This is a genomic window from Roseovarius sp. MBR-51, from assembly GCF_053628575.1.
The window spans coordinates 1-20,636 of the sequence record NZ_JBRJGQ010000003.1; the positions used below are offsets into that span (position 1 = coordinate 1).

The 20,636-nt window shown below is 57.9% G+C and carries 22 protein-coding genes and 1 tRNA gene; 11 read left to right on the forward strand and 12 right to left on the reverse strand.

The genetic code is table 11. The features are described from left to right. From ACSSVY_RS04490 to ACSSVY_RS04500, 3 genes are all read left to right on the forward strand, one after another. Positions 1-224, forward strand: a 224-nt coding sequence (locus tag ACSSVY_RS04490; RefSeq protein WP_454268234.1) for a hypothetical protein, incomplete at its 5' end; no start/stop codon positions are given. After that, entirely contained in the window at positions 218-619 is a 402-nt protein-coding gene (locus ACSSVY_RS04495; protein ID WP_454268235.1) for a hypothetical protein, read from the forward strand. The genes ACSSVY_RS04490 and ACSSVY_RS04495, both read left to right, overlap by 7 nt. 46 nt (positions 620-665) lie before the next feature. Continuing rightward, entirely contained in the window at positions 666-1,637 is a 972-nt protein-coding gene (locus ACSSVY_RS04500) for a hypothetical protein (protein ID WP_454268236.1), read from the forward strand. 30 nt (positions 1,638-1,667) lie between these two features. Here the strand turns inward: ACSSVY_RS04500 and ACSSVY_RS04505 are convergent, their stop codons facing one another. Beyond that, the gene (locus tag ACSSVY_RS04505; RefSeq protein WP_454268237.1) at positions 1,668-2,012 is read right to left on the reverse strand and encodes a BRO-N domain-containing protein; all 345 of its coding nucleotides are present in this window, start codon (positions 2,010-2,012) and stop codon (positions 1,668-1,670) included. Between the two features lie 14 nt (positions 2,013-2,026). Between ACSSVY_RS04505 and ACSSVY_RS04510 the strand changes: the two genes are divergently transcribed. Beyond that, on the forward strand, positions 2,027-2,398 hold the full coding sequence (locus ACSSVY_RS04510) for a DUF3102 domain-containing protein (protein WP_454268238.1): 372 nt from the start codon (positions 2,027-2,029) through the stop codon (positions 2,396-2,398). Here ACSSVY_RS04510 and ACSSVY_RS04515 read toward each other — a convergent pair. After that, the gene (locus ACSSVY_RS04515; RefSeq protein WP_454268239.1) at positions 2,395-3,750 is read right to left on the reverse strand and encodes a tyrosine-type recombinase/integrase; all 1,356 of its coding nucleotides are present in this window, start codon (positions 3,748-3,750) and stop codon (positions 2,395-2,397) included. The two genes, ACSSVY_RS04510 and ACSSVY_RS04515, sit on opposite strands and share 4 nt — an antisense overlap. 92 nt (positions 3,751-3,842) lie before the next feature. Then, positions 3,843-3,928, reverse strand: a tRNA-Leu gene (locus ACSSVY_RS04520). A 143-nt stretch (positions 3,929-4,071) separates the two neighbouring features. On the opposite strand from ACSSVY_RS04520, the gene ACSSVY_RS04525 reads away from it, so the two are divergent. Both ACSSVY_RS04525 and ACSSVY_RS04530 read left to right on the forward strand, forming a co-directional pair. Next, entirely contained in the window at positions 4,072-4,650 is a 579-nt protein-coding gene (locus ACSSVY_RS04525) for a YqaA family protein (RefSeq protein ID WP_454268240.1), read from the forward strand. Beyond that, the gene (locus ACSSVY_RS04530; RefSeq protein ID WP_454268241.1) at positions 4,650-5,114 is read left to right on the forward strand and encodes a disulfide bond formation protein B; all 465 of its coding nucleotides are present in this window, start codon (positions 4,650-4,652) and stop codon (positions 5,112-5,114) included. The genes ACSSVY_RS04525 and ACSSVY_RS04530 overlap by 1 nt, the downstream gene beginning before the upstream one ends. Before the next feature lie 7 nt (positions 5,115-5,121). Here ACSSVY_RS04530 and ACSSVY_RS04535 read toward each other — a convergent pair whose 3' ends face one another. Continuing rightward, positions 5,122-5,550 carry an Lrp/AsnC family transcriptional regulator gene (locus tag ACSSVY_RS04535; RefSeq protein ID WP_454268242.1) on the reverse strand — a complete coding sequence of 143 codons (429 nt, stop codon included), beginning with the start codon at positions 5,548-5,550 and terminating at the stop codon, positions 5,122-5,124. Positions 5,551-5,667: 117 nt separating this feature from the next. On the opposite strand from ACSSVY_RS04535, the gene rocF reads away from it, so the two are divergent. Beyond that, positions 5,668-6,597: an arginase gene (gene rocF, locus ACSSVY_RS04540; RefSeq protein ID WP_454268243.1), complete on the forward strand. Its 930-nt coding sequence runs from the start codon at positions 5,668-5,670 to the stop codon at positions 6,595-6,597. Positions 6,598-6,607: 10 nt separating this feature from the next. Continuing rightward, positions 6,608-7,660, forward strand: a complete 1,053-nt coding sequence (locus tag ACSSVY_RS04545) for an ornithine cyclodeaminase (RefSeq protein ID WP_454268244.1) — start codon at positions 6,608-6,610, stop codon at positions 7,658-7,660. A gap of 12 nt (positions 7,661-7,672) precedes the next feature. On the opposite strand, the gene ACSSVY_RS04550 is transcribed toward ACSSVY_RS04545, so the two are convergent. After that, positions 7,673-9,232 carry a helicase HerA-like domain-containing protein gene (locus ACSSVY_RS04550; RefSeq protein WP_454268245.1) on the reverse strand — a complete coding sequence of 520 codons (1,560 nt, stop codon included), beginning with the start codon at positions 9,230-9,232 and terminating at the stop codon, positions 7,673-7,675. A gap of 448 nt (positions 9,233-9,680) precedes the next feature. Here ACSSVY_RS04550 and ACSSVY_RS04555 point away from each other — a divergent pair, with 448 nt between their 5' ends. Further along, positions 9,681-10,340, forward strand: coding sequence for an invasion associated locus B family protein (locus ACSSVY_RS04555; RefSeq protein ID WP_454268246.1), 660 nt, complete (start codon positions 9,681-9,683; stop codon positions 10,338-10,340). 61 nt (positions 10,341-10,401) lie between these two features. Here ACSSVY_RS04555 and ACSSVY_RS04560 read toward each other — a convergent pair whose 3' ends face one another. The 3 genes from ACSSVY_RS04560 to ACSSVY_RS04570 form a co-directional block, all read right to left on the reverse strand. Next, positions 10,402-11,613, reverse strand: a complete 1,212-nt coding sequence (locus tag ACSSVY_RS04560; protein ID WP_454268247.1) for a beta-ketoacyl-[acyl-carrier-protein] synthase family protein — start codon at positions 11,611-11,613, stop codon at positions 10,402-10,404. Further along, the gene (locus ACSSVY_RS04565; RefSeq protein ID WP_454268248.1) at positions 11,610-11,870 is read right to left on the reverse strand and encodes an acyl carrier protein; all 261 of its coding nucleotides are present in this window, start codon (positions 11,868-11,870) and stop codon (positions 11,610-11,612) included. Before ACSSVY_RS04565 ends, ACSSVY_RS04560 begins: the two co-directional genes overlap by 4 nt. A gap of 394 nt (positions 11,871-12,264) precedes the next feature. Next, on the reverse strand, positions 12,265-13,890 hold the full coding sequence (locus tag ACSSVY_RS04570) for a L,D-transpeptidase family protein (RefSeq protein WP_454268249.1): 1,626 nt from the start codon (positions 13,888-13,890) through the stop codon (positions 12,265-12,267). A 326-nt stretch (positions 13,891-14,216) separates the two neighbouring features. On the opposite strand from ACSSVY_RS04570, the gene ACSSVY_RS04575 reads away from it, so the two are divergent. Further along, complete coding sequence (locus ACSSVY_RS04575; RefSeq protein ID WP_454268250.1) at positions 14,217-14,786, forward strand: YcbK family protein; 570 nt, start codon at positions 14,217-14,219, stop codon at positions 14,784-14,786. Positions 14,787-14,968: 182 nt separating this feature from the next. Here the strand turns inward: ACSSVY_RS04575 and lipA are convergent, their stop codons facing one another. The 3 genes from lipA to ACSSVY_RS04590 form a co-directional block, all read right to left on the reverse strand. Then, the gene (lipA, locus tag ACSSVY_RS04580) at positions 14,969-15,913 is read right to left on the reverse strand and encodes a lipoyl synthase (protein WP_454268251.1); all 945 of its coding nucleotides are present in this window, start codon (positions 15,911-15,913) and stop codon (positions 14,969-14,971) included. A 97-nt stretch (positions 15,914-16,010) separates the two neighbouring features. Beyond that, positions 16,011-17,039 carry a LysR substrate-binding domain-containing protein gene (locus ACSSVY_RS04585; protein WP_454268252.1) on the reverse strand — a complete coding sequence of 343 codons (1,029 nt, stop codon included), beginning with the start codon at positions 17,037-17,039 and terminating at the stop codon, positions 16,011-16,013. A gap of 180 nt (positions 17,040-17,219) precedes the next feature. Beyond that, complete coding sequence (locus ACSSVY_RS04590; protein ID WP_454268253.1) at positions 17,220-18,299, reverse strand: DUF6456 domain-containing protein; 1,080 nt, start codon at positions 18,297-18,299, stop codon at positions 17,220-17,222. A gap of 275 nt (positions 18,300-18,574) precedes the next feature. On the opposite strand from ACSSVY_RS04590, the gene ACSSVY_RS04595 reads away from it, so the two are divergent. Then, complete coding sequence (locus ACSSVY_RS04595; RefSeq protein ID WP_454268254.1) at positions 18,575-18,913, forward strand: DUF6477 family protein; 339 nt, start codon at positions 18,575-18,577, stop codon at positions 18,911-18,913. A 20-nt stretch (positions 18,914-18,933) separates the two neighbouring features. On the opposite strand, the gene ACSSVY_RS04600 is transcribed toward ACSSVY_RS04595, so the two are convergent. Continuing rightward, on the reverse strand, positions 18,934-20,481 hold the full coding sequence (locus ACSSVY_RS04600) for a trimethylamine methyltransferase family protein (RefSeq protein WP_454268255.1): 1,548 nt from the start codon (positions 20,479-20,481) through the stop codon (positions 18,934-18,936). Positions 20,482-20,636: the final 155 nt, after the last annotated feature.

The following is a 20,636-nucleotide window of genomic DNA, read 5'->3' on the forward strand; positions in this document are numbered from 1 at the left end:
CGAAATCCGAAAGGGCAAAAGTGGACGACTTTTACGCCGCCCGCGACAACACTATGCCGTCGCTACCGTGGCCGAGTATTGCTCCGCCGTTCACAGCATTTAACGGCCTTCTCAAGGTCTACCGGGGGGACACCCTCGCATTCATCCCGACGCCGCTCAAAACAGCCTTTTTGCCCAACCCAGCGCGGCAACCCAAACACCTGCAAAGGAAACCCCAATGCTGAAATCTCTCTACATCCGCCCGACCAAGACTGACGCCTCGAAGCTCGGAGAGCGCCGCCGCCACTACTGGTCCCGCCTCCTTCGCCAGAAGGCCCTATGGTTCCTGCCCATACTCGACATGATGGCAGCCGAGGAGACCCACGCCAATATCGCGCGCTCTCGCCGGGGTCAGAACAAGTCGGCATGGATCAACATCAGCCTTCGCATTGACCAGATCGCCGTGGTGGGGGTTCTCCAGAAGTTGCACCTCAAGAACACCGGCAAGGAAATCTCTAGGGCAGAGGTCGTCGCAGCCCTCATGGCCGCTGGTCTGGAAGCTGTTCTGGCCTCCGATGACTTCAAGACGGGAAACGATACCCGCGCAGCATCCTCCTCCAGCCAAGCGTCACACGCCTAACGGCAGTTCAACTCACACTCCACCAGAACCAAGACAGGAATACATCATGAGCGATTGGTACACCGCATCCGGCAAAGCCGAAAGCACCAGCAACCTTGTGCCCGCAGACATGCCCCGAGGCCCCAAGGTCGAAACCTCGGCACACATGGAAATCACCTATCGGGATGGTCAATCCACCATCGTGGATAACAGCAGCCGCGAATATCAGGCAGACCAAGGGGTCAACGCATCGGATGGTATCTTGGCCTCGGCCCGTACCGAAGGCGGGGGCCTCATTCACAACCGCTCTCTGACCGGCAAGGACCGAGTCACGCTTCCCGGCGGCATGGCCACCCGAGTAGAGGTCGCGGTCTCTCTCGGCTACCTTCAGCGAAACCCTGATGGCAGCTATTCGGAGACCCCGATGGCAGCAGCAAAGGCAGCGGGGGGAAGTGGCAACGGTGACGACGGCAACGATGACAAGGGGTCTACCCCCGCACCGTTCACCATCGGAGACGAAGGCGAGAAGATCATGACCGACATTGTTCAGAGCTTTCAGCCGGGGGCCACGATCAGGGCCATGGATGAGATCATCAATCGGGGCGAGGTCTCTGCCCAGCACCTCGCCACTATGGCTTCCCAAGCTGGTCTCGAACCCCATCAGGTTGCCGAAATGCTCAACACCGCCCACGTCGCATTCTATGATGCAGCGACTAGCCACATGGAGGCCCTCGGGGTCACCGACGAGGATGCCTTTGAGGCCTTCGTGAAGGACCACCCGCAGCACTACCAAGCACTAGCCAAGGGTGCCCGTGATCTTGCCATGAGCAACAGCACCAAGGGTCTAGACACCGTGGCAGACGCCTTTCTAGAGCGGGCAGACCGCTACATGGCCGACGACGTGATGGACGCCTTGGAGACGGCAGGCTATGGTCACAAGCCCGATGGCCGGGGCGGTCTTTTGGTGGTCCTGAACGGTGGCGCAGAGGTGCCATTTCAGGTGGCCGTGCGGCAGAAGATCATCACCTTCTCGCGGTGACCAACAGCCCCCTTAGATTGGCCCCAATGGTCAGCCTGAGGGGGCAACCTTCTCCTCGCCCATGATGTAGCCTCCGTCCTTGCGGATGGCAGGCAGGACGTCGCGGGTCACCCAATCTTGGAACGCCTTGGCCTCGGCCTTGTCGCTGCGCATGATGATCTTGTAGAGGCCACTCTCGGAGACCATCTTGTTGGGCCGCCCACCTTTGGTTTCGCGGAGGCGATAATCTTGAACGTCAATCGGATTGATGTTCATGAGGGCCATTGAGACATTGGGGAGGAGGACTGCGTTGCAGATGTCCTTAGCCGCGAACCACGGCTGCCCGTCTATCTCGACGCAGCGGAGGTCGAAGCCACGGAAGTTGAAGGTGGACACAGTTGCGGCTTGCCATGTCGATCAACGACAGGCACCGCGAAGTGATGCGCCTCGGGCGCACCGCCAAGGACATCGCTGCCGAGATCGGAGACATGCTGATGGCGGTGAAAGCAGAGAAACCCCATGGGGAGTTCATGCCGTGGGTCGCGGCGAACTGCGCGTTCACTGATCGACACGCCCGCCGCTACATGCTGGTAGCCGAGGCAAAACGGACACGCATGTCCGATTTCAAACAGTGCGACAGTATCGCAGACGTCCTCGCCCTCGGGAAACCCAAGCCGGAACCCAAGCCGGTCCACCGAGCGGCCACCCTCGACGATCTCCGCAAGGTGGAACGTCTGCGGGCACTGAGGGATGACCCGGTTACCACCCCCCGCTCCCTCTAAGGTGCCTCCTCCATTGCCCTCTCCATTGACTCATGGGTGGCCTTCAACCGCGCCTCACTGCCCCCATAGACGCTATCCCCAATGCCCCCCTGAGAGTGCCCTAGGATGCGGTGTTCATCCCGCTCTGGCACCTTGGCCAGCAAGAACCAATCCTTCATATTGTGGCGCAGGGAATGCAGCACATGCCGCTTGTCCTTCGTGATCACCCGAAGGTGTTTCATGAGAGCCTGAGAGACAGCCTCAGGGCCGCCTGTGTGATCATACTTAGGGAATAGCATGGTCTCCCTCTCTGCCAGCTTGAGGGCCTCCTTGGCGGCTTCCAGAGCGTCACCCACGAGGGGAACGTCACGGATAGACACCTTGGTCTTGACCCTGCGCCCCTCATGCCAGCGGATGCGAAGGTGGGGATAGGTGTGGTCTATATCGACGTCTTCGACGCGAAGGCCTACCACTTCGGCCACCCTGCACCCGGTACCCTCCAAGAGACGCCAAATCAGGGCCAGAGCGGGTTCCTTGGCGTTGTCCCTAACGCGCGCCCTCATAGCCCTGATTACATCATCAGGGAGAGACTCGCGCACGGACCCGTCAGGCACTGGTGGTGCATCCCTACGGGTCAAATCCATGCCTTTAAACGGGTTCGACGCCTTGCCCTCAAGATCAAACTCCGTGATTGCTAGAGAGACCATCGCCACCAGAGTCTTATGCTCACGTTCGAGAGAAGAGGTGGACAGAGGGGACCCATCGGCTTTGGTCTCCGCTAAAAGGGAGTCCCGCAGTTTTCGCTTATGTTCCTGTTTTAGGTCCACCAAGGGGAGTTTGCTAAGGGGGCCGAGCGCTTTCTCGACGCGACTACACACCCGCTCAAGCTGGTCCCGCTTGTACCTGCCCTTCTCGCCCTCGACACGTTCGGCGAAGTACATCTTCTTGGCGTCGAGCATTGTCACGGGAGGTTCCTCGGCCTCAGGCTGCATCACCGCCTTGACCAAGATCGGGTCAGCCCCACGCTGGTGGAGATCATCAGCCAAGATTTCCCGCCGTTCATCCTCTTCAAGGCTACCCTTGATCGCTGCCACCATGGCCTTGGCCTCGGCAGTTGCTTCCCTCCAATGCTCAAGCGGTGATAGCTGCCCCCGCCCCGCAGCCTTGCGCTTAGCCTTGGCAACAATCTTCTCATACTCGGCCAAGAGCGATTCCTGCTCGGCCACTAGGGCAGCACCCTCACGCGCCTTCATGGGTACCTGAAAGTACTTCTCGCCAAGAACCTGAAAAACGGCATGAGGCCAACGCTTACGGAATCGCTTGCGACCCCCCGGCAGTTCATCCACGTACTTGAGTTTCATCATCATCACCATCGCATGTGTCCCATAAGTGTCCCGATTTGTGTCTCGGGATGGGAGCGAAGTGCCTGATATACTTGAAAAACAGGGCCATCAAGAGGCCAAGGTGGTGCCCAAGGTGGGATTCGAACCCACACACCCGTAAAGGCGGCGGATTTTGAATCCGCTGCGTCTACCGTTCCGCCACTTGGGCCCGCTGTGGTAATTAGCGAAGCCCGCAGGCCTCGTCCAGTGGCGAAACAGCATTTTCGCCGGAATCTGTGGCTTAATCCTCTCTGCCCTTGACCCCGGCATGTGGGCATGATGTGTCGCGATAGATCAACAAAGAGATCCAAAATGATCCGTGCTCTCTATGACTGGACGATCCGCATGGCCGAACACCGGCATGCAATATGGGCGTTGGCCGCAGTTTCCTTTGTTGAAAGCTCGGTATTTCCGATCCCACCCGATGTGCTCATGATCCCAATGATCCTGGCCCGCCCCAATCGGGCATGGCTTATTGCGGCGGTCGCACTCGTATCTTCAGTTCTAGGTGGTCTCTTGGGATACGCCATCGGAGCGTTCGCCTTTCAGGAAATCGGTCAACCCATTCTTGATGCTTTGGGGAAAGGTGACGCTATGACGGCCTTCAGTGAGCGGTTTAACGATTTTGGCTTTTGGGCCGTGCTGACGGCCGGGGTCACTCCCTTTCCCTACAAGGTGATCACCATCATGTCAGGCTGGACCGGTATGCCACTTGGGGTGTTCATCGCCACCTCTATACTAGCGCGCGGTATCCGATTCTGTTTGGTCGCAGCGCTTCTATGGAAATATGGCGCTCCGATACGGGATTTCATCGAACGACGCCTAGGATTGATGACCATCGTCTTTGTGGTTTTGCTCTTTGGCGGGTTCTACGCAACGAGGTTCCTGTGATGCTCCTTTCTCAAAAACGCCTCATACTAATAGCTGCCGGAGGTTCCCTCGCGCTCATGCTGGGCGCGCTCGGGTTTCAGCATCTTGGTGGGATGGCACCTTGCAAACTCTGCATCTGGCAGCGATGGCCCCATGGGATCGCAATCGGCTTTGGGGTATTGGCACTCGTCGCTCTGCCGCGGTTTATGGCAGTTGGTGGCGCTGCCGCAGCCCTCACAACCGCCGCAATCGGCGGTTATCACACCGGCGTCGAGCGCGGCTGGTGGCAGGGGCCAACCAGTTGCTCGTCGTCTGGCGCGAGCGGCATCAGCACTGACGACCTGTTCGATCAAATCATGTCGGCACCACTTGTGCGCTGCGACGAGGTTCCGTGGGAGATGTTTGGCCTCTCGATGGCAAGCTGGAACATGCTGGCGTCACTCGGGCTTGCGGCGGTTTGGCTTATGGCATTTCGCGTGCGCTGAATCGTCGTCAGCCCCCTGATTTCCATGTATTGAGCAACAGGCTGGTCTCGGATTGCGCAATCCCGTCGAACCGTCGGATTTGCGCGAGAATCTTGTCCAATTCCTCAAGTGTCGCTGTGCCAATCTCGACGATCACATCCCATCTACCATTCGTTGTATGGGTTGCGCGTACTGCACTCAAACCGTTGAGCTGACGAATGATCCGATCCGTACCGCGCCCCTCGATCCCCAACATCATGAGGCCACGTACCGGATCGCGACCAGCATCGCCCCTCAACACGACCGAGAACCCGACAATTTCACCGCCAGCACGTAACCGCTCGATGCGCGCCCGCACCGTGGTGCGTGATATCCCGAGATCAATTGCCAGATCCGACAGCGAGGCGCGTGCATCGTGACGCAATATAGAAATCAATTTGTGATCAGTATCATCCATTTCGAAACTATCTGGGTCCACTTTGTACAAAATATCCCCTATTTGTGCAAATATCACCCTTCAGTTCAACTCAATTCGGCAGCACACTAAAAGTCAGCGTAGTTTGGAGACTATTCCATGACTTCTCAAACCATACTTCTGATCGGTGCCCCGGTGGATAGCGGCAAGGACCGGCGCGGCTGCCTGATGGGTCCCGATGCCTATCGCACCGCAGGGCTGGCCGAGGCGCTTGGTGATCTCGGGCATAGCTTGCGCGACCTTGGCAATCTCTGCCCTGCCCCGGCTACGGTCGATCCCGCCCTGCCCCTGCATGTGCATGCACCTGCGGAAACGGCCGGCTGGACGTCAATCTTGATGCAAACGGCCGAGGACGCGATGCACGAGGGGCTGCCGATTTTTCTGGGTGGTGATCACAGCCTCTCGCTCGGGTCTGTGGCAGGTGTGGCCAATCATGCCGCCGCCACGGGGCGCCCGCAATTCGTGCTCTGGCTTGATGCCCATAGCGATTTTCATACGCCGCAAACCACCGCTTCGGGCAATTTGCACGGCACGCCGCTTGGTTATGTCACGGGTCGCGCCGGGTTTCACGGCTTTCCCCCGGTGGCCCATCCGGTGCCCGAGGAAAACATCTGCATTCTCGGTCTGCGCTCCGTGGACCGGGCAGAACGCGAGGCGCTTCAGGCCAGCCGCATCCGCTACCACGACATGCGGGTGATCGACGAAGAGGGTATTTCCCGCCCGCTTGCCGCGTTTCTTGACCGCGTGGCGAGCGTGGGTGGCGCGCTGCATGTCAGCCTTGATGTCGATTTCATCGACCCGGTCTTTGCCCCCGCCGTGGGCACCACGGTGCCGGGCGGCGTAACGATCCGCGAGGCGCATCTGACGATGGAGATGATCTGCGACAGCGGGCTCCTGACCTCGCTCGATCTGGTGGAACTCAACCCCTTTCTCGATGAACGCGGGCGCACGGCGCAGGTGATGGTTGACCTCGCGGCCTCGGCCTTTGGTCGCCGCGTCTTTGACCGCCCGACCCAGGCCTATAGCTAAGGACCCAAGGATGACGCTTTCCCCCTCCCACAAGGCTCTGGTGCCTTTTGTCTCTGTCGACAACATGATGAAGCTGGTGCATCACATCGGGATCGAGCCGATGCTGCGCGGTCTGGCCGACTATATCGAGGCCGATTTCCGCCGGTGGGAACTGTTCGACAAGACCCCCCGCATCGCCAGCCATTCCGAAGAAGGCGTGATCGAGCTCATGCCCACCTCGGATGGCGAGGTTTACGGCTTCAAATATGTGAACGGCCACCCCAAGAATACCCGTGAGGGGTTGCAAACCGTCACCGCCTTTGGCCTCTTGGCCAATGTGGGCAACGGCTATCCGGTGCTCTTGTCCGAGATGACCGTGCTCACGGCGCTGCGCACGGCGGCCACCTCGGCAATGGTGGCCAAGTATCTGGCCCCCAAGGGGGCCGAGATCATGGCGATGATCGGCAATGGTGCACAGTCCGAGTTCCAGACGCTGGCAATGAAGGCAATCTGCGGCCTCAAATCCGTGCGCCTTTATGACATCGACCCCGCCGCCACCGCCAAGGCCGCCCGCAACCTGCGCGGTCTCGGGCTAGAGGTGGTCAGTTGCTCTACCCCCGAGCAAAGCATGGAAGGCGCGCAGATCATCACCACCTGCACGGCGGACAAGCAATATGCCACGATCCTGACCGACAACATGGTGGGGGCGGGTGTGCATATCAACGCCATCGGCGGCGACTGTCCGGGCAAGACGGAACTGGCCCCCGGCGTGCTGCGCCGCTCGACCATCTATGTCGAATATCCCGAACAGACCCGGATCGAGGGCGAAATCCAGCAGCTTGCCCTGGACCACCCCGTGACCGAGATGTGGCAGGTGATCAACGGGACCGCCAAGGGGCGCAGCAGCGCCGATGAGATCACGCTTTTTGACAGCGTGGGCTTTGCCATCGAGGATTTCTCAGCCCTACGCTATGTGCGCGACCATATCGCGGGAACCGAGCTCTTCCTGGAACTCGACCTTCTGGCAGACCCGGACGATCCCCGCGACCTCTTTGGCATGCTGCAACGCGCGGCCAAACCCTGAGAGGGCGCGCCCTCAGCGCCCCTTGAAGAGCCCGCCGAGGATGCCCCGCACGATGCGGCGTCCCGTGGTGCCGGTCAATTCCTTCATCACCGCCGAGGCAAGCGCCCCCCCGAGACTGTCGGGTTCGCGCACGCGGCGGCTCTGACCGGTCGAGGCACCGGGGGAATAGCGCCGCGCGGCCTTGAACTCGCGCTCGCGCGCGGCCTCTGCCTCTTCGGCGGCGGCCTCTGCGGCAATCTTCGCCTCGGCCTCTTCTGCCTCTTGCGCTGCGGCCTCGGCCCGTGCCGCCAATATCTCATGGGCGGACTGGCGATCAATCGCTACCTCGTATTTGCCCGCCACGGGTGATCCCGCGATCACCGCGCGGCGCGTGGCAGCATCGCAAGGCCCAAGCTGTGTCGCCGGCGGGCGAATGAGCGTGCGTTCGACCACGCCCGGCACGCCTTTGTTTTGCAGCATCGAGGTCACGGCCTCGCCCACGCCCACATCCCGGATCGCCTCGACCGTGTCAAAGCGCGGATTGGGCCGATAGGTCTCGGCGGCGCGACTCAATGCCTTTTGATCCCGCGCAGTAAAGGCGCGCAGCGCGTGCTGAAACCGGTTGCCAAGCTGGCCAAGAATATCCTCGGGCACGTCATCGGGGTTCTGGGTGATGAAATAAACGCCCACCCCCTTGGACCGAATGAGCCGCGCCACCTGCTCGACCTTGTCCACAAGTGCCTTCGGTGCGTCTTCAAACAGCAGATGTGCCTCGTCAAAGAAAAACACGAGCTTTGGCTTCTCTACATCGCCCACCTCGGGCAGTGTCTCGAATAACTCGCTCAAGAGCCAGAGCAGGAATGTCGCGTAGAGGCGGGGCGAATTGATCAGCCGATCCGCAGCGAGTATATTGACATAGCCACGCCCCTCCGGGGTCACGCGCATCAGGTCTTCAAGCGCCAGAGCAGGCTCGCCAAAGAAATGCGCCCCCCCCTGATTTTCCAGCACCAAGAGCGCGCGCTGAATTGCCCCGACCGAGGACACCCCGACATTGCCATAGCGCAGCGACAGATCGGCGCTGTTCTGGCCCACCCATGTCAGCAGCGCCTGCAGGTCCTTGAGGTCAAGAAGCGGCAGCCCCTCTTCGTCGGCCACGCGAAACGCGATGTTGAGCACGCCCTCTTGCGCGTCCGAGAGGCCCATCAACCGCGACAGCAAGAGCGGCCCCATTTCGGACAGCGTGGTGCGCACCGGATGCCCCTGCTCGCCGAAAAGGTCCCAGAAGATCACCGGGAAGGCATCATAGCGAAACCCGTCAAAGCCGATTTTCTGCGCGCGTTCCATGAACGGCCCGTGCAATTTGGTGTCCGGGCTGCCCGCCACCGCCATGCCCGACACATCGCCCTTGATGTCCGATAGGATCACCGGCACGCCCGCATCCGAGAACCCTTCGGCCAAAACTTGCAGCGTCACCGTCTTGCCAGTGCCCGTGGCCCCCGCGACAAGCCCATGTCGATTGCCGTACTTCAGTAAGAGTTCCTGAGGCTCGGCATATTCCGCGCCACCGCCGCCCACGAATATTGAAGTCTGCACCTTCACACCCCCTGTCCAGAAAGGATCACGGGCTGACCATACTTAATTAACCCTTCCATGCCAGTCTGAATTCATGCCCGGAGCCAATTGTCCTCTGGTTGCGGGTGACTTCCTTCCTGTCAGACTGGCCGCGCCTTACGGGTGCGGCCTTTTTTCGCATTTTTACGACCTTCCCTGTTGACGGGTGATCGCATCTGTCCTAGCGTCCTGTTCAATAACTAAGTCGGCCAGTCCGACGGGGAGAAACGTAGGAAGAGGCCGAAAGGCCTCTTTCTTTTTGCTGCTAGCCGATAAGGCAACGCGCTTTCCGCTCGCACTTCTATCTGATCAGGCATCCTTGTGCTGGCATAAACCTGCTGGCCATGTCGTGATTTTTCCGTTTTGATCCTGACACTTTCTGCGCGCCATGCTAGAGCACAGCAGAGATTCAGAGCTAGATGGGGAAACGATGCCTAAACTTCTGACCAGCCTTTCGATTATGGCGTTTCTGGCGATGGGGAGTGCCCTCAGCGCACAAGAGGCGACACAACCCGCTCCCGCACCCGAGGCGGCGGCAGAACCTGGGGCAACACCCGCTCCCGAGGCAGACGCAGCCCAAGCGGAAAACGATACCTCTGGTGTTGGACTCGACACTGGACGCCCGGTACAAGAGGACCCCGCTTATATCAAAGCCACCCACGATGACTGGCAGTTAAAATGCTTCCGAACTGGCGCAGAGGGACAAGAAGACCTGTGCCAGATGTATCAGTTGTTGAAAGAGAGCGGTGGCAATCCAGTCGCAGAATTCAGCATTTACAAATTACCTGAGGGTGCACCCGTTGTCGCAGGGGCAACTATTGCTGCACCACTGGGCACTTTGCTGACTGAGGAGATCAAGCTGTCTGTTGATGGAGGCAATGCCAAGAGTTATGCCTATTCATTTTGCACGATGGCAGGATGTTTCGCACGTATTGGCCTGACACAAGAAGACATCAATGCGATGAAACGCGGCGTCAAGGTCACCATCGAAATCGTTCCGGCACAGGCTCCGGATCAAAAGGTCCGTATCGAAGCTTCGCTGAAAGGCTTTACCGCTGCATTTGACGAGGCATCCGTGCTCCAGAATTGATGTAAGTTAATAGTGCTTAAGAAAACGCCGCCCGTTTGGGCGGCGTTTTGCTTGGATTGGTTCAATTGAACCGCTTCAGCGCCAGCACAGCATTGAGACCTCCAAAAGCGAAGGCGTTGCTCAATGCGACGTCAACCCGCGCTTCTCGCGCCACGTTAGGCACCACATCAAGTGCGCATTCAGGGTCCGGCTCTTCATAACCAATAGTAGGCGCAATGATCCCGTCGCGCAGCGCCATGATACACGCCAACAGCTCTACGGCACCGGTGCCGCCTATCAGGTGGGCATGCATGGATTTGGTAGACGAAATCATCAGCCGATCCGCATGATGGCCAAAGACATCCGCAACGGCAGCACATTCGGTCTTGTCATTGGCCGCCGTGCCAGTTCCATGTGCGTTGATATACCCGACCTCTTCACGGTTGACCCTCGCATCGTTGAGCGCACCAGTTATCGCGCGCGCAGCGCCCTGCTTGGAGGGCATGACGATATCGGTTGCATCCGAAGTCATTGCAAAACCGGCCACTTCAGCGAGGATTTGCGCGCCACGTTTGCGTGCATGCTCCAACTCTTCAAAGACAAAAATCGCAGCCCCCTCGCCCTGCACCATGCCATTTCGATTGGCCGAGAACGGGCGGCAGGCGTCGCGCGACATCACACGCAACCCTTCCCACGCTTTGACCCCGCCAAAGCAGAGCATCGACTCGGAGCCGCCGGTAATCATCACGGGCGTGATGCCGCCATGCACCATCTGAAACGCCTGCGCCATCGCATGATTGGAAGAGGCGCAAGCGGTGGAGACGGTAAATGTCGGACCCTTGAGGTTGAACTCCATCGACAGATGCGATGCGGCGGCGTTATTCATCAATTTGGGCACCACAAAGGGATGCACCCGGTTCTTGCCCTCTTCATAAACAGAGCGGTAATTTTCATCGAGTGTGGTCATGCCTCCACCCGAATTGCCAAGAATGACCCCGGCCTTTGCTGCCAATTCTCCCGAGAACTCTAATCCGGCCTGTGCCATCGCCTGACGTGCGGCTATCAGCGTGAACTGGGTGAAACGGTCAAAGAGAGCCAATTGCTGGCGATTGAATTGTGCCTCTGGATCGTAATTTTTGACCTGCCCTCCGATACGGATCGAAAGCCGCTCCACATCCTGAAACTCAAGATCAGAAATACCACAGCGCCCTTCTCGCATCGCCTCGAGCGTGCTTGCAACATTTGCACCAAGCGCGTTGATCGTGCCCGCGCCGGTAATCACAACCCGTTTCACGATTGCTCCGCGACCAGTCGCTCGATACCCGCGATGATCGTGCGGACAGAGGAAATGTCAAAATCACTCTCCGAGGGATTGTTCGCATTAAAGGGAACGGAGATATCGAACGCCTCTTCAATTGCAAAAATACTCTCGACCAACCCAAGGCTATCAATCCCCAGATCTTCAGGCGTGCTGTCGAGGGTCACATCCGCAGGTTCCAGCACAGCCTGTTCGGCGATAATTGCTATGACACGGTCCTGAATGCTGCTCATGGCAAGGTCTCTCATTCTGTCGCCCTATATCGGGCCGGTTGTCGGAGTTGTGCGTCGGCTTTGTAACCGTTTTTTATGATCGGTGACACTGTCGAGCAATATTATCAGTCAAACATAACCCCTGAAACGCTCGACAATCATGGTCATCATTATCGCACGTCGAACATCACGGCGCGAACCATCGGAACACAGCGCCTCTGGATGCCCGAACTATCGGCGATCAAACGGACAACAACAAAGACACCCCCACTGAACCCGATTTCGTCTACGAGGCCAACTGTGTTTCCAAGTTGCTTACTTCTGGGAACACCAAAGACACGCCGAAAAGGGCCGCGCTCACAACACTCTCGTCATCGTTCTAGAGCATGTGGAGCCCCTTGCGATCAAAGGCTAACTAGCCCTGAACTGCCTCCAGCAAAACCCCTGCTTTTTGAAGCGCGTCCCAAATCCGACCATCTCGCCCATAAACGTCACCACGATACTGTGGCCGACCCTGCGCCTGAGTGAACGCCGTCCGATAAATGATATGAACAGGCACGTGCTGCTCAAGTTGGACATATGTTTCACGCCGCGTGTTAAGCACCGACTGGAAATAAGCTTGAGGGTCACTTTCCTGCTTGGCCAAGAGCGCATACGCAAAATCGAAAGGTTGATGCAAACGGATGCAGCCATGGCTGAAATCGCGCTTTTCGAGATCGAACAATGCCTTCTGCGGCGTATCGTGCAGATAGATATTGTATTTGTTTGGAAACATGAATTTTACCAATCCAAGCGCGTTTCGCTCAGATGGCGGTTGCTTGATGGCAAAGGGAAAATTACGCGCATTGTATGCGCCAAAATTGACAGCCCCCCGGCTTACCTCGCGACCGTTCCGATTATACAGCTTGAGATGTGATGCCGCTCCGGGATTGCGTTGCATCTGTGGAAGGTACTCATTGACTGCAATCGAGTAGGGAACATGCCAAGTCGGATTGACCACCATATGCTCCATCTCGTCCGAGAACTCCGGGCTGCGTCGGCCAGCGTCGTTCTTACCGATCACCGCACGAGTCGCGAATGTAACCTGATCGTTGTCTAGGATGCGCGCGCTGAAGTCTGTGAGATTCACAAGAATGTGCCGCGTCCCACGATCTTCTGTCAACCACCGCTCCCGCTCCATCGCGACAATCACGGATTTTAGACGTTCAGACGCAGGTGTATTCAAAGCAGCCATGGTGGAGCCCCCTGCCACGCCATCTGCGTCAAGCCCGTGATCTGTCTGAAATGCCTGCACAGCCTGTTGGAGACGAGCGTCGTAGGTCTGTGATGCACTGCGGGTGACATATCCCATCGCAATCAAACGGTTGCGCAGAGCAACGACGGATTGCCCGGTGTCTCCTGGACGAAGCGTTTCAGCGGGTACGGGCACCCCCCATCCTCCTTGGGCGATCAATCGTTCAAGTCGTAGCTTTTCCTTGAGCAAACGCGCGTATTCGTTGCTATGCGGCGGAAAACTCCGCATAACCTTGAAAGCATCTCCCGACACGATCTGCGACATCAGCGCGGAGGCGTCGCGATAGACGATGTCTCGTTTAATATCGCTGTCGACGCGGGACGGTATCAGCACACCAGACTGAACGTCCCTTGCATATTGCAGGTAAGTCCGGCTCAATGCGACCTCGACAGCGCCTAGATCCCGCAACGACCGTGCCTCTGCCATCATCGTCATCAACCCGGCAAGGTCGTAGCGCACTGCGGGCAATCCGTGAACCTCCGCCTGCGACAGCGCCCGAACGAGAGCCTGCCTGCGGGTGCGATCTTCTTCGCCCTCGCCGATCCAAACGGAGCGATACTCAGTGCTCTGATAGAAGGCAGCGAGGTCGCGGTCTTCGGATGCCGCTTCTGCCACAGCCTGTCGAAAAGCGGTTACCTGAGCCGCGGCTGGCACGGTAGATGCACTCAACAGGAAGACTATCATAAATGCAACAAAGGCGATCCCGACCAAATGTCCATCACGCCAGCGGCTGAGCGCCAAATTCATAGTTCTACCCCTAGGTCGCGGATTTCGTTCACTCTTAACTATAATCCGGAAATCATGCCGCTCTCAATTTTTTACTAAGGAATCCATGTCACCGTTGACAACAACCGCGCGACTGCGGCGAAAATACAGCGGGGTTTGCGCATTGTAGTCACAGGGGAAAAATAATGCGCGAAAACCCGCCGAAATAACTTGAAGGTTCTTTGAACGGTGAAAACAGGTCTTGGTCATTGATTCCCAGTGTGCAATAAACTCCCACATCTGGGGATGATACGAAAAGGTCGCGGGACAGCGACCACAGGTAGGCTACGGGACAGGCGATTGAAAATATGACAAAATTCAGTTCAACTGGCATCTCGCGTCGTGGCGTGTTGATGGCTTTTGCCGCTACGGCGGTTGCAGCAGCACCAACGTTCTCAAATGCTGCAGGGTTCCTTCGCGGGGCGGGTGATATTCGCCGCATCCGTCTGGTATCTCCAAGAACCGGTGAGCGACTCGATACGATTTATTGGATCGAGGGCGATTATCTCAAGGAAGCGGTGCGAGAAATTTCACTCTTCATGCGTGATTGGCGGACAAATCAAGTGCGAAACATTGACATTCGCACGATCGACATAATGGCGGCCAGCCACAATCTGTTAGACGCGACCGAACCCTATACCTTGTTAAGCGGGTATCGCAGCGCTCAAACCAATGCCATGTTGCGAAGCCGTTCCGGGGGGGTTGCGAAGAATTCTCTCCATATGGTTGGCGAGGCCGCCGACCTTCGACTTGGAAGCCGCTCAGTCAGCCAAATCTATCGCGCAGGCGTTGCCTGCGGAGGTGGCGGAGTCGGACGCTATTCCGGTAGCAATTTTGTGCATATGGATTGTGGTCCCGTACGCACCTGGGGTCGCTGAATACCGATCAGAGATAGAGCGTCCTGAAAGGCTATCCATTAGATTGGCGCATAATACAGGCGAAAGAAACGCACGTGGCTTTACTGTTGACGCAGTGAATATTCCCAAAGTGCTGCTCAGGCCACAGCGCCAGCCTTTCATCAAAGATAAAAAATGCGCTTCGACATCACATAAATACCCTCTCAGGCGAATTTAGAGTTTCGCGCAACCTGCAAACGGGCAAAATCGTCACCCGCATGATAGCTCGACCTCGTCAGCGGCGAGGCGGATACCATGAGAAACCCTTTCCCATAAGCGGCCTTTTCATAGGCTGCGAACTCATCAGGATGCACAAAGCGGTCCACCGCGTGATGCTTGGGTGTCGGTTGCAGATATTGACCAATGGTCAAGAAATCAATCTCGGCGGCACGCATATCGTCCATCACCTGATGCACAGACTGCCGATCCTCTCCGAGACCCACCATGATGCCGGACTTGGTGAACATTGTGGGGTCCATTTCCTTGACCCTTTGCAACAGGCGTAGCGAGTGAAAATAGCGCGCACCGGGACGAACCGTAAGATAAAGGCCGGGCACGGTTTCCAGATTGTGATTGAACACATCCGGCTTGGCTGCAACCACAGTTTCCAGAACACTGTCAGCACAATGCAAAAAATCGGGTGTTAGAATTTCAATAGTGGTGCCGGGCGCCCGGTGGCGAATTGCCCGGATCGTTTGTGCGAAATGCTCTGCTCCACCATCTTCGAGGTCGTCACGATCGACACTTGTTATGACGACATGTTTGAGGCCCAGCTTTGAAACAGCGTCGGCCACCCGTCCCGGCTCAAATGCGTCAAGCGTCTGTGGTTTTCCGGTGGCCACATTGCAGAAGGTGCAGCCGCGGGTGCAAATCTCACCCATAATCATCATGGTCGCATGCCCTTGGCTCCAACACTCGCCAGCATTGGGGCATCCTGCCTCTTCGCATACAGTCACCAGCTTGTGCTCGCGCATGATCCGGTGGGTTTCGAAATAGGCTTTACTCGTCGGCGCCTTGACCCGTATCCAATCTGGCTTGCGCGGCTGAGCATTATCGGGGCGATGCGCCTTTTCAGGATGACGTTGGTCGGGCAGTTTGAGATCGCGCACGTTTTTTTCCCCGCGAATGGTTTGGTAACGCTTGTCTAGTATAGGTCATAGCGATGGAGAGTGCCAGTCAAGCAACGCCGCATTTTGGCGTCTGTCATCAAGGTAACGAGTGACCATCGCGCTTAGTGAGTGTCCCTGTAATGTCGGCCTGCGCTGTTTCTGGCGCAGGCCGTGTATCTGACATATCCGACCTTTCCGGCTGATCGACGCGCGCATGACTTATCATGCTCTGCCCTACAGCCTGTAATACCTCGGCCAGTTTCTCAAACCAGACCTCGTCATGAGTGCTATGGCGACGGACGAGAACAATCTGGCGTGCAGGTTCGGGCGGGGTAAATCGGCGCAAATATATCCCTGGGGCCGCGCGCACTTCGGTCGCTGCGGCAATCTCGGGCATGAGCGTCAGCCCAAATCCTGCGGCCACCAGTCGCGACAAGGTGCCTAGCGACGAGGCACCCATGTCAATTTGGGCATGCCCGCGACCGCGCCCACAAACTTCAAGCGCCTGATCGGTCAGGCAATGACCATCTTCAAGAAGCAAAAGCGGACTGTGAGCCAACGACGTGGGTCGCAGCGCATCTACCCCCTGCCCCAAGGCCGAGAGCCGCACCGCCGTTCCCGCCAAAAGAAACCGGTCTTCGAAAAGCAGCCGTTCACTCAACCCTTCGGATGCCACGGGCCTAGCCATGATCGCGGCATCCAACTGTCCGCTTTGGATATCCGCAATCAACTGATCGGTTTTCGCTTCGCGCACTTGGACATCCAGCGAGATGTCGCGACTGCGCAACGCCTCAAGCACACCAGGAAGGATATACGGCGCAATTGTGGGGATGATTCCCAACGAAAGCCGCCCTGCCAAGCCTCCTTGCCAACGGGCGGCCTCGGTCAACCCCTGGATCTCGTCAAGAACCCGGATAGCGTGCGCGAGGATCAAACGGCCAAACGGGGTCAGAACAACATCGCGCGCGCGCCGTTCCACGAGCTTCTGACCCAAGGTGCTCTCCAACTCCTTGATCTGAACCGAGAGTGCAGGTTGAGAGATATTGACCACCTCAGCCGCACGACCAAAATTACGCTGCTCCGCGAGCGCCTTAAAGTAACCGAGCTGCCGCAGCGTTATATTCATAGTGTAAAGCTATAGCTGTCGGCCAATTCTGCAAGGATGAATTATCAATTTAAGGGTACGCAGGCGGCCAGATACAAACTCTTTGTTTGATCATGACCGCCTGCAGGGAACGGGCGGGCCTCAAAGCCCCAAACGTGAACCAGCAGGCTCCGCCCGATGTACCCGGCACGCTTGAATCCTTTAACCGATCATGCCACCGGCATCACCCAACCCCTCGTAATGCCGCCTAAGCCTTTGCAGAGCGATGCGAAGCACGATCTTTCCTGAACGTGCTGACCAACCCATTCTCTTTTCTGCACGCTCCAATCCTTCCATGTAGCAGCAACACCGCAGCACCACATCACCCAGTCCCGGACCCAACTCGCGCAAGGCCGACATAACACGCGCACGCGCGGCGTCTGCCCCATATCCTCCCAGAAAATGGGAACGGTCTGACTGATCGACGTGGCTGAGGAAAACATCCCAATTTTGCGTGACACGGGGCACCATCTGAGCCAATTCGAAATCCTCTCGCAGACGCTCGCCAGCGCGTACCAAATCTGGGGACAGAAAGCGGCTCCCGTCCCTGTCCCGGCGACGCGCCAAGGCGACCAGCGGCGAATCCACAATGCCGTAGCGGACCCGTCGTCCCGAATCCTCTGAATACGCCTGCGAAATTCTGTGAGCTACAAGTGCGATGGTTCCATCACCAAGGCCACTCGCTTGGTTCTCAGCTTCTGCCAGCATAAGGCTCAACGCACTACGTCCCATGGCGGTCACATGATAGCGCGAGATCCGGCCCGGTCTATCGCAGGAAATCCATCCTTTGAGTGCCATGGCCTCGGCCACTTCGCGTTCAACCACGGCCGTTCGTGACGGCTGATCACTACCTGCGTCACGGACCACGACCGCCTTGTCCATCTCGGCCGACACCGCCAAGAGCGCATCCGTCTCACAGAGGCGGCGCAGAACACGCCGAGCCTCTGATTTCAGACGTAGTTCTGTCAATTCTTGCGTATCGTAGGGCATCGGGATGGTTTGGGATGTCATCGTGGCCTCCTTGAGGGGAGAACCGGGCGTCCTGTCGTGGATTACGCGTTGACCAAGCCGCCTCAGCGCCTCGTCAACCAGCAGATCGTCGCGCCGTGTTTCATAGGCACGTATCTGGCGCATGACGGTCGAGGCATGCCGCCCTGCCCGCCGCGCCAACGCCCGAATGGGCGTACCTGTTTCAGTGTGGACCAAATAGTGCAGCGCGGCTTCGGGTACCCAACTCGGCATCTCCTGCAAATTGCATTTGAATGCATAACCCTCGCGCATCGTCGTCCCCCAGAATTAGGCCATACGGCACCGGATAGCGGCCAAGCAACTTACCCACAGAGTTATCCACAACTTAGGCGTGCAAAGATTACCGGTTCGTTAATCGTTTCCAGAAATGCAACCTTCGTTGACAAATCGTAAACAAATCCAATGACCTGCGTGCGGCGTATCGAGCTTGGACGCAACGGGCCTCCGACCCATGCAACTAAGGAATCGCACGATAACAGGAGGCCCTCATGCAAGATGTCCTTGGAACACTCAGAACATTACGCCGTCCACCCCTATTAATCCGCGCAGCGCGGATCGGTCTCTCGACCTACCGGCGTGAGACACATCTAGGCCGGCATATCGGCAACGGTGTCCTGCCGCGCAGTTCACAGGCGCTTGCCCATCTGATCGAAACCGAAGCGCGGTTGGAACACTATCGGAAAGCCCATGCGACGGGATATTCACCCGTGCAGCATGTCGACATTTTGATCGCCATGATGGGTGAGGCACAGTTGATCTGCACAGCACCCATGCTGGTTGACCTGTCAAACAAGTACGCGCCGCAATCGAATTGCGACGCGCCTTGACGTCTTCAAGAGCGACCGCCTTAGCTGAAGGCGTCAGGCATCTCTGCCTTACGTTTCGCGACATAAGCCGCAAGCGCCTCGGCGATGCTCGGATCAAGTTCAGGCTGTTGATAGTCAGCCAGCATCTTCTTGACCCGCGCGTTGGCCAGAACCATCGTATCGCGCTCGCCCTCATCCGCCCATGTCTCGAAAGGCTTGTAGTCGAACAGGTCAGACCGCCAGAAGGCGGATTTGAAATTCGCCTGCGTGTGTGCGCAGCCGAGGTAATGCCCCCCCGGACCCACTTCGCGGATTGCGTCCATGGCTTGTGCCTCTTCGTCCATCTGCACGCCGCGCGCCAGATGGTGCAATGTGCCCAACTGATCGGCGTCCATGACAAATTTTTCAAAGGAGGACACAAGCCCGCCTTCGAGCCAGCCGCAGGAATGCAGCATGAAATTGACACCGGCCAAGAGGCCCACGTTGAGGCTGTTCGCCGTCTCATATGCGGCTTGCGCATCCGGCAGCTTCGAACCGTTGAACGACCCAGAGGATCGGAACGGCAACCCCAGACGCCGCGCCAATTGCCCCGCGCCATATGTGATATGCGCGGCCTCCGGTGTGCCAAAAGTCGGCGCGCCCGAGTTCATGTCGATCGAGGTGACAAACGCGCCAAAGATCATCGGCGCACCGGGGCGCACGAGCTGGCTATAGGCGATGCCCGCCAGAACCTCGGCCAACACTTGCGTCAGCGTGCCCGCCACCGAAACCGGTGCCATGGCCCCGCCCACGATAAAGGGCGACAGGATGCAGGCCTGATTGTTGGCGGCATAGATCTCCAGCGAGCCCATCATCACATCGTCAAACGTCATCGGCGAGTTGACGTTGATGAGCGAAGTCATAACGGTGTTGTTCTGCACGAACTCCTCTCCAAAGAGGATGTTGCACATATCCACACTGTCCTGCGCGCGGCTTGGTTCTGTCACCGACCCCATGAAGGGCTTGTCCGACAGGGTCATATGCGCCAGCAGCATGTCGAGATGGCGCTTGTTCACCGGAATGTCGGTCGGCTCACACACTGTGCCACCAGAATGGTGCAGCCATTTCGACATATAGCCCAGCTTCACGAATTTGCGGAAATCCTCCATCGTTGCATAGCGGCGCCCGCCTTCCATGTCGCGCACGAAGGGAGGGCCATAGACCGGAGCCAAAACGAGGGACTTGCCCCCGATTTCCACCGTACGTTCGGGATTGCGGGCATGTTGAATGATCCGCGACGGGGCCGTAGCGCAGAGTTGCCGCGCAAGGCCGCGCGGGATGCGCACCCGTTCACCCTGAACGTCCGCACCCGCATTGCGCCACCGCTCAAGTGCCGCCGGATTCTGAACGAAATTCACCCCAATTTCTTCAAGAACAATCTCGGCGTTGGCTTCGATGATCTCGAGCGCCTCTTCGGTCAGAACTTCGTAATTGGGGATGTTGCGTTCGATATAACGCGCGGTTTCAACGCTGACGGCGGTGCGTTCGGCGCGACGTGCGGCACCACCGCCACCCCGGGACCGTCTGCTGCTAACTGCTGCTTCTGACATGGATGCACCCTTTTTATGGTCAATTGCGATAGCCAATGCGCCCGCCACGCGGCAGGTCTCGGCCCGTCATACCTCTTTGCCGGGGCGTATCAGGCGAAGATTCCGGCGATTGCGGGGAAAAAGCGACACATTCCGCAGATCAATTCCGCCCTCAA

Bases quoted from the DNA above. Each gene is read 5' to 3' on its own strand.
- ACSSVY_RS04495 (WP_454268235.1), top strand. From the start codon at position 218: ATGCTGAAATCTCTCTACATCCGCCCGACCAAGACTGACGCCTCGAAG.
- ACSSVY_RS04500 (WP_454268236.1), top strand. From the start codon at position 666: ATGAGCGATTGGTACACCGCATCCGGCAAAGCCGAAAGCACCAGCAAC.
- ACSSVY_RS04510 (WP_454268238.1), top strand. From the start codon at position 2,027: ATGTCGATCAACGACAGGCACCGCGAAGTGATGCGCCTCGGGCGCACC.
- ACSSVY_RS04515 (WP_454268239.1), bottom strand. From the start codon at position 3,750: ATGGTGATGATGATGAAACTCAAGTACGTGGATGAACTGCCGGGGGGT.
- ACSSVY_RS04525 (WP_454268240.1), top strand. From the start codon at position 4,072: ATGATCCGTGCTCTCTATGACTGGACGATCCGCATGGCCGAACACCGG.
- ACSSVY_RS04530 (WP_454268241.1), top strand. From the start codon at position 4,650: ATGCTCCTTTCTCAAAAACGCCTCATACTAATAGCTGCCGGAGGTTCC.
- ACSSVY_RS04535 (WP_454268242.1), bottom strand. From the start codon at position 5,550: ATGGATGATACTGATCACAAATTGATTTCTATATTGCGTCACGATGCA.
- rocF (WP_454268243.1), top strand. From the start codon at position 5,668: ATGACTTCTCAAACCATACTTCTGATCGGTGCCCCGGTGGATAGCGGC.
- ACSSVY_RS04545 (WP_454268244.1), top strand. From the start codon at position 6,608: ATGACGCTTTCCCCCTCCCACAAGGCTCTGGTGCCTTTTGTCTCTGTC.
- ACSSVY_RS04555 (WP_454268246.1), top strand. From the start codon at position 9,681: ATGCCTAAACTTCTGACCAGCCTTTCGATTATGGCGTTTCTGGCGATG.
- ACSSVY_RS04565 (WP_454268248.1), bottom strand. From the start codon at position 11,870: ATGAGCAGCATTCAGGACCGTGTCATAGCAATTATCGCCGAACAGGCT.
- ACSSVY_RS04570 (WP_454268249.1), bottom strand. From the start codon at position 13,890: ATGAATTTGGCGCTCAGCCGCTGGCGTGATGGACATTTGGTCGGGATC.
- ACSSVY_RS04575 (WP_454268250.1), top strand. From the start codon at position 14,217: ATGACAAAATTCAGTTCAACTGGCATCTCGCGTCGTGGCGTGTTGATG.
- ACSSVY_RS04585 (WP_454268252.1), bottom strand. From the start codon at position 17,039: ATGAATATAACGCTGCGGCAGCTCGGTTACTTTAAGGCGCTCGCGGAG.
- ACSSVY_RS04590 (WP_454268253.1), bottom strand. From the start codon at position 18,299: ATGCCGAGTTGGGTACCCGAAGCCGCGCTGCACTATTTGGTCCACACT.
- ACSSVY_RS04595 (WP_454268254.1), top strand. From the start codon at position 18,575: ATGCAAGATGTCCTTGGAACACTCAGAACATTACGCCGTCCACCCCTA.
- ACSSVY_RS04600 (WP_454268255.1), bottom strand. From the start codon at position 20,481: ATGTCAGAAGCAGCAGTTAGCAGCAGACGGTCCCGGGGTGGCGGTGGT.